Source organism: Wolbachia endosymbiont of Culex quinquefasciatus Pel (genome assembly GCF_000073005.1).
Lineage (GTDB): Bacteria > Pseudomonadota > Alphaproteobacteria > Rickettsiales > Anaplasmataceae > Wolbachia.
In genome coordinates, this window is sequence record NC_010981.1 from 766,338 (window position 1) to 779,405 (window position 13,068).

General features: G+C 34.5%; 17 protein-coding genes and 3 tRNA genes. 10 read left to right on the top strand and 10 right to left on the bottom strand.

What is annotated here, in order from left to right; genetic code table 11:
* Window positions 1-43 precede the first annotated feature (43 nt).
* Genes folK through WP_RS03480 form a run of 3 tightly spaced genes read right to left on the bottom strand, consistent with a single transcriptional unit; the run spans window position 44 to window position 1,921 of the window.
* Window positions 44-865 carry a 2-amino-4-hydroxy-6-hydroxymethyldihydropteridine diphosphokinase gene (folK, locus tag WP_RS07815; RefSeq protein ID WP_007302113.1) on the bottom strand — a complete coding sequence of 274 codons (822 nt, stop codon included), beginning with the start codon at window positions 863-865 and terminating at the stop codon, window positions 44-46.
* The gene (locus WP_RS03475; protein ID WP_007302114.1) at window positions 862-1,239 is read right to left on the bottom strand and encodes a dihydroneopterin aldolase; all 378 of its coding nucleotides are present in this window, start codon (window positions 1,237-1,239) and stop codon (window positions 862-864) included. Before WP_RS03475 ends, folK begins: the two co-directional genes overlap by 4 nt.
* A 22-nt stretch (window positions 1,240-1,261) precedes the next feature.
* On the bottom strand, window positions 1,262-1,921 hold the full coding sequence (locus WP_RS03480; protein WP_007302115.1) for a CADD family putative folate metabolism protein: 660 nt from the start codon (window positions 1,919-1,921) through the stop codon (window positions 1,262-1,264).
* A gap of 180 nt (window positions 1,922-2,101) precedes the next feature.
* Between WP_RS03480 and WP_RS03485 the strand changes: the two genes are divergently transcribed.
* The 3 genes from WP_RS03485 to WP_RS03495 all read left to right on the top strand — a co-directional run bounded on the left by WP_RS03485 (window position 2,102) and on the right by WP_RS03495 (window position 3,232).
* A complete protein-coding gene (locus WP_RS03485) occupies window positions 2,102-2,500 on the top strand; it encodes a hypothetical protein (RefSeq protein ID WP_007302116.1) in 399 nt (132 codons plus the stop codon).
* A 76-nt stretch (window positions 2,501-2,576) separates the two neighbouring features.
* Window positions 2,577-2,864 (top strand): hypothetical protein, encoded by a 288-nt coding sequence (locus WP_RS03490; RefSeq protein ID WP_019078666.1) that lies wholly within the window; start codon window positions 2,577-2,579, stop codon window positions 2,862-2,864.
* A complete protein-coding gene (locus WP_RS03495; RefSeq protein ID WP_007302117.1) occupies window positions 2,846-3,232 on the top strand; it encodes a hypothetical protein in 387 nt (128 codons plus the stop codon). Before WP_RS03490 ends, WP_RS03495 begins: the two co-directional genes overlap by 19 nt.
* A gap of 15 nt (window positions 3,233-3,247) precedes the next feature.
* On the opposite strand, the gene WP_RS03500 is transcribed toward WP_RS03495, so the two are convergent.
* From WP_RS03500 to WP_RS03515, 4 genes are all read right to left on the bottom strand, one after another.
* Window positions 3,248-3,538 carry a hypothetical protein gene (locus WP_RS03500; RefSeq protein WP_012481886.1) on the bottom strand — a complete coding sequence of 97 codons (291 nt, stop codon included), beginning with the start codon at window positions 3,536-3,538 and terminating at the stop codon, window positions 3,248-3,250.
* Between the two features lie 517 nt (window positions 3,539-4,055).
* Window positions 4,056-4,132, bottom strand: a tRNA-Ile gene (locus tag WP_RS03505).
* 39 nt (window positions 4,133-4,171) lie between these two features.
* Window positions 4,172-4,498, bottom strand: coding sequence for a thioredoxin (gene trxA, locus WP_RS03510; protein WP_007302120.1), 327 nt, complete (start codon window positions 4,496-4,498; stop codon window positions 4,172-4,174).
* Between the two features lie 79 nt (window positions 4,499-4,577).
* Window positions 4,578-5,198, bottom strand: coding sequence for a ribonuclease D (locus WP_RS03515; protein WP_007302121.1), 621 nt, complete (start codon window positions 5,196-5,198; stop codon window positions 4,578-4,580).
* A gap of 159 nt (window positions 5,199-5,357) precedes the next feature.
* Here WP_RS03515 and WP_RS03520 point away from each other — a divergent pair.
* The 4 genes from WP_RS03520 to WP_RS03535 all read left to right on the top strand — a co-directional run bounded on the left by WP_RS03520 (window position 5,358) and on the right by WP_RS03535 (window position 7,737).
* Window positions 5,358-5,430, top strand: a tRNA-Gly gene (locus WP_RS03520).
* A 102-nt stretch (window positions 5,431-5,532) separates the two neighbouring features.
* The gene (locus tag WP_RS03525) at window positions 5,533-5,991 is read left to right on the top strand and encodes a hypothetical protein (RefSeq protein ID WP_007302122.1); all 459 of its coding nucleotides are present in this window, start codon (window positions 5,533-5,535) and stop codon (window positions 5,989-5,991) included.
* Between the two features lie 41 nt (window positions 5,992-6,032).
* Window positions 6,033-6,917, top strand: coding sequence for a GTPase Era (era, locus tag WP_RS03530; protein ID WP_007302123.1), 885 nt, complete (start codon window positions 6,033-6,035; stop codon window positions 6,915-6,917).
* Window positions 6,910-7,737 (top strand): 3'-5' exonuclease, encoded by an 828-nt coding sequence (locus tag WP_RS03535; protein WP_007302124.1) that lies wholly within the window; start codon window positions 6,910-6,912, stop codon window positions 7,735-7,737. Before era ends, WP_RS03535 begins: the two co-directional genes overlap by 8 nt.
* Window positions 7,738-7,779: 42 nt before the next feature.
* Here WP_RS03535 and WP_RS03540 read toward each other — a convergent pair whose 3' ends face one another.
* Window positions 7,780-8,685: a lipase family protein gene (locus tag WP_RS03540; RefSeq protein ID WP_012481888.1), complete on the bottom strand. Its 906-nt coding sequence runs from the start codon at window positions 8,683-8,685 to the stop codon at window positions 7,780-7,782.
* Between the two features lie 76 nt (window positions 8,686-8,761).
* Window positions 8,762-9,094 (bottom strand): hypothetical protein, encoded by a 333-nt coding sequence (locus WP_RS07695; RefSeq protein WP_012481889.1) that lies wholly within the window; start codon window positions 9,092-9,094, stop codon window positions 8,762-8,764.
* A 331-nt stretch (window positions 9,095-9,425) separates the two neighbouring features.
* On the opposite strand from WP_RS07695, the gene WP_RS03545 reads away from it, so the two are divergent.
* Window positions 9,426-11,489 (top strand): WD0745 family porin, encoded by a 2,064-nt coding sequence (locus WP_RS03545; RefSeq protein ID WP_012481890.1) that lies wholly within the window; start codon window positions 9,426-9,428, stop codon window positions 11,487-11,489.
* Between the two features lie 120 nt (window positions 11,490-11,609).
* On the opposite strand, the gene WP_RS07820 is transcribed toward WP_RS03545, so the two are convergent.
* Window positions 11,610-11,744 carry a hypothetical protein gene (locus tag WP_RS07820; protein ID WP_007302128.1) on the bottom strand — a complete coding sequence of 45 codons (135 nt, stop codon included), beginning with the start codon at window positions 11,742-11,744 and terminating at the stop codon, window positions 11,610-11,612.
* Between the two features lie 60 nt (window positions 11,745-11,804).
* Between WP_RS07820 and WP_RS03550 the strand changes: the two genes are divergently transcribed.
* Together WP_RS03550 and WP_RS03555 are read left to right on the top strand one after the other, a co-directional pair.
* Window positions 11,805-12,662, top strand: coding sequence for a DUF2163 domain-containing protein (locus WP_RS03550; RefSeq protein ID WP_012481892.1), 858 nt, complete (start codon window positions 11,805-11,807; stop codon window positions 12,660-12,662).
* Between the two features lie 31 nt (window positions 12,663-12,693).
* A tRNA-Ser gene (locus WP_RS03555) sits at window positions 12,694-12,780 on the top strand.
* The last annotated feature ends 288 nt before the right edge of the window (window positions 12,781-13,068 follow it).

Genomic DNA, 13,068 nt, shown 5'->3' on the forward strand with positions numbered 1-13,068 from the left:
TGCTACTGGCCTGCTATAGCCATAAACACATATCTTATCACATTCAGACTATTACAAGAAAGGCTATACTACTCAGATCTCCCTTCTGATCATTTACCCAGGCAATATTGTAGTGCTTCAAAACGTTTAAAATAACGTCTGGCCAAAAACTATCAATGCTGACTTCAATATCACCATTTTTCATATAGTCGCTAAGATTATCAAGTACTGGTTTTAGACGTTCATACTCTTCCTCTGGCGTCTTTATTGAAGCTCCAGGCCTTGTTGATTGAGCTCCAAGATCAACTATGCTTGCACCATCTGATACCAGCTGCAATGCCTGCTTGGTTGCTCGATTCGCATCATAATAAAGACCACCATCTGAAAATGAATCAGGGGTAATGTTGACAATACCCATAAGCTTTGGTGAAATCGTAAAACTCTTTGAAAAACAGTCTTGAACATTGAAAGCAAATGTTTTGTTAACCATTGCCATCAAGTGGATCAAAAATGGCCTGTTTACCAATTCTGGGTGAGGAATTTTAAGATCAGGTGTATCAAGCGTTAGATCATCCCATAACAAAATATCTAAATCAATAACACGAGGTGCCCATTTTTCGTAGACTTGTGGACGACCAATATCACATTCGATTTGTTTTAAGCCTTTTAGTAGCTCCTCAGGAGAAGAAGAACAACTTCCATAGACAATCATATTGAGAAATGGCTTGTTCCAATCAGGTGGAGCACCATTTGGTAAAATAGCCTTAGTTTCTAGAATGATCGAAGACTTTAAGTCTTTTAAATAGCGCTTCTTTAGTAACTCAGTAGCTCTTTGTAAATGGGAAAGGCGATTCCCTATATTTGATCCAATAGAAATATAGATCATTCTTGCAATTCATTACAGTAAGTAAAAAAAACGCCCCCATGCACACCAGGAACTGGTGGTGCGATTTTGTGAGTAGTCACCCTGACAGAATGCTCTTTTTGCATAAAAAGGTCGTTAATCATCCTGTATATATCATGAGTTAAATGCTCGATTAAATTAAATTGCTTGCCCTGAACAAGAGATTGAATATTTTGCACTACTTCCAAATAGCAGATAGTATCTTTAAGTTGATCAGTTGTAAGCCCTGAAGGAGGAGATTTAAAAGTGAAATCAACGTCAATACTCACCAATTGGGGAGAAAACTTCTCTTCTGCACTACATCCCAAATGAACCCAAAGCCGTAAATCAGATATAAGAAGATTACATGCTACCACTGAATTTAGTATCTACTTATAATTAATGACAAACATCAACATTCATCATGCCATCAAGAAAACCCCATAAGAGTTTTGCTCCTTTTTCAGCGCCTTGCATAACTTTCTCTTGTTCTTCTTCGTTTAAATCTGCAATAAGGTTTGCACATTCTTCAGAATGCCACTCATCAGCTTCCATATGAACAGTAAAAAATTTGAGAGGACGCTCATCATTTATTGAATAGTGTTTTTTTAGACCTTCAATTTTAGATTTAGAAACCTCTGGAGTTTGACGTTCATAAGCGTACAGAGCTCCAAGACCTTCTACAAAACCTGATCTTACAATATCAAAGTAACCGTCAACTAATTCTCGTGTCTCCTTAACCTGTGCATCCTCAAGAAGTTGAGATCGTGCTACTCCCAGTCCTTCAGCAAAACGCTGCCATAATTCTGGGTGATTCTCGTCGCCTTGTTCTTCCTCTATTAAATTACCAAGTAAAACTTGCCGCATTTTCAAATTCGGACACAAGGAATGTATACCGCTGATATAACGAGGAAAAGCAGCAACATGGTGATAATATTCCTTAGCGTAGGTTTGCAGAGCCTGCAGGCTTAAGCTACCTTCATTCCATGACTCGTAAAACGGGTGTTTTAATAAGTGTAAACTATCTAATTGATTATTAAGTGATTGAACAAATGTCATAAATAAACAGTAAATTGTTTTAGGCTACGTTTAGGTTTATCAAATGTCAAGAGGCATTTCTCACTACTACTTTAATTCCAATAAATATAAAGATAGATACGCTATAAGTTAATTTTTTAGTAAAATTGATTTTTTCTAAAATTTCATGTATTATTAAATCAATATAGTGAAAAACGCAAAATGAAAGTAACAGAAGAAAATACAATAAAAATTAGGGAAGAGTTCGTAGAAGTTCAAAATGGAATGCGAATTCAAAAGATAGTGATGTCAAACTCGAAGAGCAGTGCAGATAGCAGAAAGAAAAAGCATATAGTTTACTTTCCAGGGCTTACATATACTTTTGAAAAAGAGCCAGATGAAGACAAAAGTGAATGGAATTGGGCAGCTGAAGCAGGTATGGATGTTCACCTTATTAATTTTCCTGGTTCTGGAAAAAGCAAAGGTCATTCTTTAAACGGTCAAAATCGAGTAAATGCAGGAATTGCAGTCATTTCAGATCTTCTAAAGCAAGGCATTCACCCAGACAATAGTACTGTATGGAAGCTGTGCTGGAGGACCAATAGCTGCAGAGGTTTATAAAAAGTTTAAAAAAGATGACAATGTTCATTTAAGATGCGTTATCAATAAATCCTTTAGCTCATTCAAAAAACTTGTAGTGAAATTACTACACATATCAAAACCTAAATGGCTATTTCCTCCTATAATAAAATTCATACTCAAATGCTTTGGTTGGCACTTTAAGCCACACACAATAGTAAACGACATTACTCCATACACAATTTGTTTTAACTTAGAGAACGATGGCTTTATTAGTAAGCAGGCAAATATAGGTACTAAAATTGCTGACATAGAAAAAAGTCATAGGAAAAAAACTACCAAAAAAAAGAAACTTTTGAAGGTTTTGAGCAATACAAAGAGTTTTTCATGGAGCATACCGATTTAGCTAAAATAAAAAACCTTGAATCTGAAGTTGGAATAATGAGAAAATGCTGGAATAAGTTTCTATCGTTACTACCTATTAAGGCAGATGATATTCACTTTTCTTCGATTACAGAATTGTGCTCATCAAGTGAACACAAATACAATCTTCCTGAGCTGATTTCACTCTTTTTAGAATTCACAGATAATTATTTTGAAAAGAAGGGCTCTCTCAATCAAGAGAAACAACCAGAGATAAAAACAGAAGCGATATGTGGAAAGAATAGTGAAAAAGAAATAGAGGAAAAGAAACAGTATTTTACCAATTTAAAGAATTGTTCAATAAGTCAGAGTATATCTAAAAATCTAACATCTCTGCAAATATTGAAATAAGTGTTTCTTTTGTGATTAAAAAAACATTGCATCTTGATTGTGTATTTCATTTGCTATAAGCAATAATTTTTCGCTTTCATCATAGAGATTGTTTTCACTAGCTAATAATTTCTCACTAATTTGTGGATAAAGTTTAGAAACGTACTTCTCATAGCATTTATCTAGGCATTCTTGGTCTGTCCGTTTTGTTTTGTAGGAATGGCATTTCTGATTACATTGATTATATCTAAATTCAATCCCTTTCTCTTTGTTTGATGCTTGTTGTTCCATAATATTCTTCAATTTTAATAATATTAATATTAGCATATAAGTATGAACATTATGCTAATATAATTACTTTTTAGGTATACATGGCAAATTTATGCCTGGAAAAAGTTTTTCCTACACTTTCTTTATAAAAATCACAGGCGCCTGTGATTAGCTAAAGTAAAGGTCAAATATCTGGAATTCTGGACATAAAATCCTCCTGTATAAAAAGATTAGAAAAAAATGCAGCGCACACACGACAGATATAAGCTGAAGAGCACGCTTTTTATTGAAAGATTAATTGAAAGTCTGCAGACAAATTTGAGCTCTTAAAATATCTCTAATTGTCATTATAATCAGATTCAAAATACGCGGAAGTAATTTTTTTTGACAATAGATTTCTTTCATAACCAGGCGTCATCCCAGCTGAGATCCAATAAGAAAACCGCGCTGGAATTTTTGAATTCCAGTTATGCAAGGAATCTAATATCATGGATTTTTCAAACACTAACAACCAAGTACTTTAATAAGGCAAAAAGCTTATCCAAGAAAGTAGACCTTGCAATTGTATCGATAGTGGTGGGATTGGTAGGACTCGAACCTACGACCAATTCGTTATGAGCGAACTGCTCTAACCGACTGAGCTACAATCCCTTTTATCAACACCTATAATACACGCAAAAGGAAATTTGTCTACTCGCTTATTTCACTATCAACCCAACTGTGTAAATCATTTATTGCGCCAATTTTGCGTGCAATTTCCTTACCATCTTGAAATATGATTAAAGTAGGTATAGATTGAACTCCATACTTACTTGGCACTTCAGTTTCTCCATCTATGTCGAACTTGCAGATCTTGATCTTGCCTTTTCTATCCTCAGCCAATTGCTCGATACGTGGCATCAGACTTTTGCATGGTCCACACCATTCTGCCCAAAAATCTACCAGCACAAATCCTTTGTGGTTAGCAACTTCAGATTCGAAATTTTGATCATTTACCGCTTTAATATCATCACTCATAAAATACCTAAATTTTTATAAATATAGCGTATCAATTAACAGCTGATCAACTAAATTTTTCTGGATTCAAGTGAAGTGATTACATATGATGATTAAAGATATCTACACTCCCCCAACCCATTGAATCTAGCTCAATACGAGTAGGAAGAAATTCAAAGCACTTTTCGGCTAATTCTTTTCTATTTTCACGTTCTAGCATTAAATCTAGCTTTTCCTTTATTTTATGGAGATATAAAACATCAGATGCAGCATAACTTTTTTGCTTGTCTGTTAAATTTTCATTTCCCCAATCAGAAGATTGTTGTTGCTTATTTAATTTTATATCAAGTAGTTCTAAGCACAACTCTTTTAAGCTATGATTATCTGTGTAGGTGCGAACTAAACGTGAGGCTATTTTCGTGCAATAGCAAGGCAGTGCCCAAGTTTGCAGGTAGTAATGTATTATACTCACATCAAATCGCGCAAAGTGAAATATTTTGGTTATATTTTTATCCTCTAATATTTTTCTCAAATTTGGAGCTGTATAATCGTTTTTGAATTGAACTAAGTGAGCGTTGCCATCATTGAAAGAGAGCTGAACAAGGCATAATCTATCTCTGCTATGCAGTAGCCCCATTGCCTCTGTATCAACAGCTATAGATTTTATATCATTCGGTATTGCACTGGCTGGCAGGTCGTCCTTATATATAAATATTCTCATAAATTTAATATGTTTTATGACACATACAATAATCAAAAATGAGTTTTAAGTATACGAAAAGATCATAGAAAATTGGCTCTCATGATTTTCATGCATGTAGGGTTTACAAATTGTAATATGTACCTATAATTAGAAGTAGAATCTAAGCAGAATTTAACTGCGGGAGTAGCTCAGTTGGTAGAGCGCAACCTTGCCAAGGTTGAGGTCGAGGGTTCGAACCCCTTCTCCCGCTCTTTAATTTTAACATAAAAAATTTCCTTCCCCTATTCAACTAGTTCAGCTATACTAAAAGTAGCTAAAAGCTTTTTAGAAAATTATTATTTAGGAGGATTATATGGACAACAAGACTAAACCAATGTTATTTGCCTTAGGTATAGCTACATCAATAGGAGCACTTACAGGTTTGGGACTCAGTTTTACAGCTTTATCACCTTTAGTAATGGGTGGAATTATTGCTGCGGTTTCGGCAGCCTTACTTGCATGTAAATTTATTTATAATGAAAAATTTTCCAAAGAAAGTTTTTTTATTGGTGCTTGTTCATGTGCTGCAAGCTTTGCAACTGGAGTTGGTCTTGCTGCAGCTGCAACTGCTGTTTTCCCTGGTGCAATGCTTGGAATGGGATCGGCAGCTTTAGCAGGTGCGGTGATAGCACCCATAGCAGTAATCGCAGGGGTATTTGTAACATTTTGTGTTATTGAACCAATAGCTGAAAAAGTGAATGATTATATTATATCACCTATAGTTGAGCGTTTTTCTTCAAAAGAGGAAGAGTGCAATCTACCTGCAAAATAATCAATTGACGTTAGCATTTAGTTTTCTTTATAATTTCCTTTGTGAAAGAAGAAAAATGCTTATTTGTAACGATAGCTGGTTTGCCAAATGCTGGAAAGTCAACGCTAATTAACAGCATCGTAGGCAAGAAAATTGCAATTGTCACCCCTAAAGTGCAGACAACAAGGACACAGGTAAGGGGTGTTGCTATATGCAACAATGCGCAAATTGTTTTTACTGACTCTCCGGGAGTGTTTTCAGCAGAAACAAATCTTGAAAAAGCTTTAGTCAAATCTGCATGGGGAGCAGTTAAGGATAGTGACATTACTTTATTGCTTGTTGATGTAAACAATTACCTAAAAAATATAGAAAGAATAAAAACGATATTTGCACGACTGGAGCGCACAAAAGGCAGATGCATTTTGGTTATCAATAAAACTGATTTAGTAAAGAAATCAGAGCTCAAGATGGCACATGAGCACCTAAATTTGCTTTATAAGTTTGAAAAAATTTTTACGATCTCGGCACTGAAGAATGATGGACTTTCTGATCTGACTAGTTACTTGTCTGAAATTGCACCGATAGGCCCTTGGTTTTATGAAAAAGATCAAATAACTGATTCCTCAGCTGATTTTTTATCAGCGGAAATTACGAGAGAAAAGTTATTCTTGAACCTACGTGAAGAATTGCCATACTCTACAGCTGTTATAACTGAACAATTTGAGGAAAAAAAAGATAAGAGTTTAGTCATAAAACAGATCATATTTGTATTGAAAGATAATCATAAGAAAATAGTGCTAGGAAAAGACGGCAGTAGCATAAAAAAAATTAATATCGAGGCGCGTACAGAATTGGAAAAGTTATTTGAGTGTAAAGTTCATCTCTTTTTGTTCGTAAAAGTGCGACCTTGGACTGATCGCCCTGAGGAATATATAAGTAATGCTTAATTCTTTGTTAGTATTTGATATTGAAACTATACCAGATGTAAATTCCTGCAAGAATTTACTAAATATTAGTGATGATAGCAGTGTAGAAGAAAAGAGGAACGCATTAACAAAATATCATCTTGAAATAACAAACGGGCAAAACTCTTTTCTGCGTCAGCCCTTCCACCTTGTTGTAGTCATTAGTTTTTTACTTTGTAATATAACACGCCAGAGCGGTTATGAAATGTTCACACTACAAGAAATAAGATCTGGAGGCACAGTAAACTCCAATGAAAAAGAGCTAGTAAAGGGATTTTTTAACTACATATCAGAGAAAAAGCCAAGACTAGTTTCGTTCAATGGACGCACTTTTGATATACCGGTACTGAAGTACCGTGCTATGGTTCATGGCATTCAAGCAGAATATTTTCACAAAGCTGGCGATAAGTGGAATAGTTACAATCAGAGGTACAGTAGTGATTGGCATTGTGATTTGCTTGAATCTCTCTCTGATTTTGGAGCTTCTGCAAGAATGAAGATGAACGAAGTTTGCGCAGCATTTAATCTTCCCGGTAAGATTGGAGTTGATGGTTCACAAGTTATGGACTTATATGATAGTGGCAAAATACAAGAGATTCGCGATTATTGTGAAACAGATGTGATTAACACTTATTTGATTTATTTGAGGTTTATGCATCATCAAGGAAGAATTACTACAGAAAGCTATAATAAGAGCATAGAAGAACTGCTTTTAGAATGCGAAAAAAAAGAACACCTAAAGAAATTTAAAGAAGAATGGAAAATAACTTCTGGTGGAAATTTTTATATTGAATTTAAATGAATAGATGCTACAGAGCAATCTAATGATTGCTCTGTATAGTAGTTATAAACTCCTTGTAGTAGAAAAGACATTTTGATGTGCCCTTTGCTTAACTTCTGCTTGTTCAAGCTTAGAAAAATTTTCTAAGTTTTTATCTTGGTATTCCTTTTTTACTTTCTCGAAAAAATTTTGTCCACCAAGAATATAATTACCTAAATTAGCAGCATAATATTGAGCATTACCTAAAACTGCACAGTTAATTCGACTTAATATTCTCGAAGGGTAATAAAAGAGAGAAACGTTATTGTTCGATCGGAAATCTTTTTCATCCATTATTTTAATGGCTTCATGATAACCATCTATTTGATGAACAAAATATCCTTCAGGTACTGATATTCTCAATTGTGCACCTACATGAGCATAACCACAAATACCAGGTGATACCGCTGGTACTGGGTCTTGTCTATGTTGAGTTACTCTAATGGTTTTTTCTTGAAGAACATCATTATAAAATTCACTAGCAGTAAGATCAAAAACTCGTGGATCACCAAAAGTTGCAACATGAACATCTTCAGCTCCTTCTGTTTTATTGAGGCATAAAGCAGCTATCTTAGCAATAGCTCCTCCCATACTGTGACCTGTGAGATTAATTTTAAAATCCTTGATTTCTGATCCCTGTTTTTCAGCATGAGATTTCAAAATGCCATACAGATTAGGCCATGAATCCATAAATGAATTATAGAAACCACAATGAATTCTTCCACCTTCAGGTAAAAATTCCGAAGTAGCAAAAAGTACATTTATATCAGTAATTCCATCATTAAAACTCTGGCTCAGACGAGTACCATGGTAGGCTATTGTTATTTCTTTACCTTTTATAAAAACGTGACCAGCATCTTTTTCAAAGCTATTACCAAATGGAATAATTTCATAACCTTCGCTGATGAGTTCAGCTCTAGTTTTATACATTTTTTCAGTAGATGGAACAATTTCAAAATCTTCTACAATTTCAAATTCAGTTTTGTATACTCTTTGAGCTAGGTTGTTACATCTTTTTTTTACTTAATTTACCATCATCATCGCCATAGCTTATCTTGCAGAAATTACCCATTTCTAATAATTTCTCTCTATCAAATCCTGCAATTTTTACAATACTTTCATCTATTTTATAGTCAGAAGGTAAAGAACATGGCTCATTTGGATCAGCACGATTTATAAATTCATAATCTTCAATGATCTCAAATTCATCGTCATATTCTTTCATCTCGTATTTGCCATCATCTACTGAAATAGAGTCTGGCTGTTCAGTATTACCTGGCTCTGAGCCTGTAGCAGCACCTGTAGTGCTAAACCAATTGCGTAAAAAACTAAAATCCATAAGTACCCTAATCTATCAAAAATAAAACAATAATCTACCAACTATAATACAAATTAATATTATTGTCAACAATTTATATTAATAATTTAATCTTTTTATGCTTTTACTTTGAGTAAATTTTACTTCCATAGAATAAGTATAGAGTTATAATACACTAACAAGCAAACCTCTGTACTAAATTTTGGTTAATATACACGTTGAGCGTATTAAGAAAGTTGCTTTTAAAGTATTGCATTTTACCTTTATTTTCGCTATAAGGTTGCTTTAAGTTGGATTTTCAACACCTTTATACTATTTATGTTATGATTTTAAAATTTTTTGGGGGCACTTCATGAAAAAATCTATTTATACTAGAACTGCTCTAGCTTCTCTATTGACTTTATGTTCTTTCAGTGGCTTTGCTGCTGACTTTTCTGACGAGAGTATGAAGGAAGTAAAAAAGCAAGAGAGTAACGAGTCAATCAAAACTTCTGGAAAGATGGAAGTGATGAAGACGTCAAATAAGAAACTAAAAGAAAAAATGGACAGGATATGTAATGCTGATCCAAGAAAAAAAGCCGAGGAGCTTAAGAAAAAAGAAGAACTAAGATTAGCAGCTGAGCAGAAGAAAAAAGAGGAGTTAAAATTAGCAGCTGAACAAAAGAAGAAAAAAGAAGAGTTAAAATTAGTAGCAAAACAAAAGAAAAAAGATGAAATTAGGCTAGCAAAAGAGAAAAAAGCAAAGCTTATAGAGGATTCAAAGGCGAAAGCTCTAAGCACTAAAAATTCTAATGTAGAAAAGTCAAAAATTAAGGGTTCTAAAACTAAGAATGCTAAAATTGAAGCTAAAGATATAAAAAAGGATGTAAAAGTTGTTAACAGCAATACAGAGGAAAAAGGTAAGGCAAGTCCTGTTGTTTCAGTTGGTGGTATTGATATTATCAATACCAATCAAGGGGATGGTTTAAGAATAACTTTCGGTGGCGTTGTTGATTCTCAAGGTTATGGTAACCATGGGCTAAGTGGCTATAACCATTATAATGTTATGCCAGGTAAATCTACAGATTATTTTAACAATACTCCAGATAGTATAAAAGGAGCAAATCCAATATTTCCTAAAGGGATAGGGAATATTGGTGATTACAGTGAAAACATGGGCATGATTTCAGATGCAATATTGCACTTAAGAGCTGAAAATAAAAATGAGGATATTGGTCTTCGTTATGGTGCCGATGTACAATTCCATGTTCCAGTTACTGAAGGTAAAGGAGCTTCACAAGGCGTGAATGCTGCAAGAGGTAGAAGTGCACATGTGTTTTTGAATTCAAAATATGGTGATCTGAAACTTGGCTATCAGTTTGGTCCTGAGTCTCTGATGAGACTTGATGCAACAAGAATTGCAACTGTTGATGGAGCTGCAGATAGTGACTGGTTCAGAAAAGTAAACTTAGAAGGAAGTGCTGCAAACTTCCCATTTTACGTAACACCACGTCTTTACACTGAAAGCTTCTCGAGCGAGAGCGAAAAACTCTCCTTCCGTATGGCAGGAAAATACAACAAAGAGGTTATGACCACATTGCCATTTAGAGCTGCTTACTACTCACCAAATTATATGGGTGCAAGATTTGGTCTTAGCTACTCACCTCGCTACGATAGTGGTTTATCCGTTGTAAAAGAAATAGCTCCAGATTTCCTCAAAGATTCAAGTAATAAGGTAACAGGGGTAAAGAATGAGGAAACGTTAAGACATGTTGGACCAGATTACCAGCATATAATAAGTGCTGGTGCGTCATATGAATATGACTTTAGTAAACATAATGTAAAAGTTAAAACTTCCGTAGTTGGTGAATATGGGGTTTCAAAGCAACCGAGTAAAGATAAGCATCTTTATAAGGAATTTGTAGAGTACAATGACCTGATGGGTGTTAATTTGGGTGCAAGCGCTGATTATAAGATTGATGAAGGTCAAAATATAAAATTCGCTGCTTCTTTTGCATATTTAGGCAAATCTGGTCAACCGAAGGGTATTAAAAAATTAGTCGGTGATACCTATACAGAAATTGATGGTAACGGTACTACTGATGATGACAAAAGAGTAAAAGGGCTGAAAGCTCAGTTTGATGGGGACGGTAAAAACACTATGTATTGGACTGCAGGTGCTGGTTATCAATATGATAATATCTACACAAGCTTGACATACTTTGGTAGCAGAATGAGTGATAAAGATATGCTTCATGATGTTGCACTTGGTGTTCAGTATGATCTATCTTCTTGCAATAAGAGCAAATTTGTTCCTTATGCAGCCTTACATTATTTTATGACTGATGAAAAAGGTGCGCTGAAAGATAAAAATAATGCTGATGTACCTTCCAACAAAGGAATTCTTCTCCTCACTGGTGTGAAGTTTTCTTTCTAATTTGTTCTAGTAATACACACCACAACTTGAATGTGGTGTGTATCTTATCTGTTAGCATTTACTCATCGATCAAATAAACATAAGCCAGTGCGTAATAAACTCTACGAGTATTTATTTTATTCACACAATAAGTAATGTCATCCCAGTCACAGCTGTACGAAAATTGTGGCAATTTGCATAGTAAATGGTGTCATCCCAGTGCTTGACACTGGGATCCATTTTTCCATCATCATCAGAAACGTTGTATTTTAACATTACTTTTATACTCGTAAATTTAACTGGATGCCAATAGTCTGGGCGCTGGCATGACACCCTATGGCTACTCAGATAATGGATATAATCCCTTACCTATCGAACGTTTTCAAATTCAATCAATTAAGCAGTATGCAAACCAAACTAAAAAACCATTTAACTGGAGAATTACTTACCATCGCTACTTGCTGGAAATTAACACTTGTAAGTGGAGAAGTAATGGGATTTACTGACTATGATGAAGATTTAAATCTCAATAATGTATTCTATAAATCTTCAAGCGGTTTTATAGCCAGCAGTATAATATTAAATAGCGATTTGAGAACTGATAATTTAGAAATTGAAGGAATATTAAATAGTGCTGATATTAAAGAAAAAGATGTTTTATCAGGAAGGTATGACTTTGCAAATATTGAAATATTTCTTGTGAATTATAAAGATTTGAGTCAGGGAATTATGAATTTGCATGCAGGAACTTTTGGTAAAGTAACATTAAATAGTGGGAGGTTTATCGCTGAAATTAGAGGTCTTGCGACAAAGCTTGAGAGAAGCATAACAGAGCTATATTCTCCTGTATGCAGGGCACAATTTTGCGATGATAGATGTAAAGCTGATGCTAAAAAGTTTAGTAGAATGAGCACAATTACTAAAGTGATAGATGAAAGAAGATTTGAAGACACTAATTTAATCGAAAGCGATGGATATTATAAGCACGGAGTGTTTAGTTCAGCAACATTTGAAGTTGTAGTTAAAGAATACAAAAATAAAGTAGTTACATTATTTGCTTCTCCTCCATATCAAATTTCTACCGGAGATAAATATTCGATACTTGCAGGTTGTGATAAAGCGTTTTTAACGTGCAAAAACAAGTTTAACAATACTGTGAATTTCCGTGGCGAACCATATATACCAGTTGTTTAGCAGCATAATTTTTAATATTATGAATAAGTATGGAAAGGTGGCTGAGCGGTCTAAAGCACACGCTTGGAAAGCGTGCACATATGAAAATATGTCGGGGGTTCGAATCCCCCCTTTTCCGCACATTATTTCTAGTGTAACATAGGATTTTCCGTTTTGTTCTTAAACCGTAATAACCATAGCACTTCAGCTCCGCAATTTTTCAGAGTCATCTACGTCAATAAAAGAATAGAGTTATCAAGTTGCAGAGCCTTCTTGATTTTTGATGATGAAGAGTAGTTGTTATCATAGAAATACATCCAGTAGCCAGCATACCTTCCTTATTCCTAATGATGTCTTGCAATACGTCTGTGTCATTTCTCCCTAAAATCTAATACTAGTATATACTCAATCTACCATAATCCGTCAA

Coding starts and splice junctions, on each gene's coding strand:
- trxA (WP_007302120.1), bottom strand. CDS start 4,498: ATGAGTGATGATATTAAAGCGGTAAATGATCAAAATTTCGAATCTGAA.
- WP_RS03525 (WP_007302122.1), top strand. CDS start 5,533: ATGGACAACAAGACTAAACCAATGTTATTTGCCTTAGGTATAGCTACA.
- WP_RS03515 (WP_007302121.1), bottom strand. CDS start 5,198: ATGAGAATATTTATATATAAGGACGACCTGCCAGCCAGTGCAATACCG.
- WP_RS03545 (WP_012481890.1), top strand. CDS start 9,426: ATGAAAAAATCTATTTATACTAGAACTGCTCTAGCTTCTCTATTGACT.
- WP_RS03540 (WP_012481888.1), bottom strand. CDS start 8,685: ATGTATAAAACTAGAGCTGAACTCATCAGCGAAGGTTATGAAATTATT.
- WP_RS03485 (WP_007302116.1), top strand. CDS start 2,102: ATGAAAGTAACAGAAGAAAATACAATAAAAATTAGGGAAGAGTTCGTA.
- WP_RS07820 (WP_007302128.1), bottom strand. CDS start 11,744: ATGTTAAAATACAACGTTTCTGATGATGATGGAAAAATGGATCCCAGT.
- WP_RS03550 (WP_012481892.1), top strand. CDS start 11,805: ATGGCTACTCAGATAATGGATATAATCCCTTACCTATCGAACGTTTTC.
- WP_RS03480 (WP_007302115.1), bottom strand. CDS start 1,921: ATGACATTTGTTCAATCACTTAATAATCAATTAGATAGTTTACACTTA.
- WP_RS07695 (WP_012481889.1), bottom strand. CDS start 9,094: ATGGATTTTAGTTTTTTACGCAATTGGTTTAGCACTACAGGTGCTGCT.
- folK (WP_007302113.1), bottom strand. CDS start 865: ATGATCTATATTTCTATTGGATCAAATATAGGGAATCGCCTTTCCCAT.
- WP_RS03500 (WP_012481886.1), bottom strand. CDS start 3,538: ATGCTAATATTAATATTATTAAAATTGAAGAATATTATGGAACAACAA.
- WP_RS03495 (WP_007302117.1), top strand. CDS start 2,846: ATGGAGCATACCGATTTAGCTAAAATAAAAAACCTTGAATCTGAAGTT.
- WP_RS03535 (WP_007302124.1), top strand. CDS start 6,910: ATGCTTAATTCTTTGTTAGTATTTGATATTGAAACTATACCAGATGTA.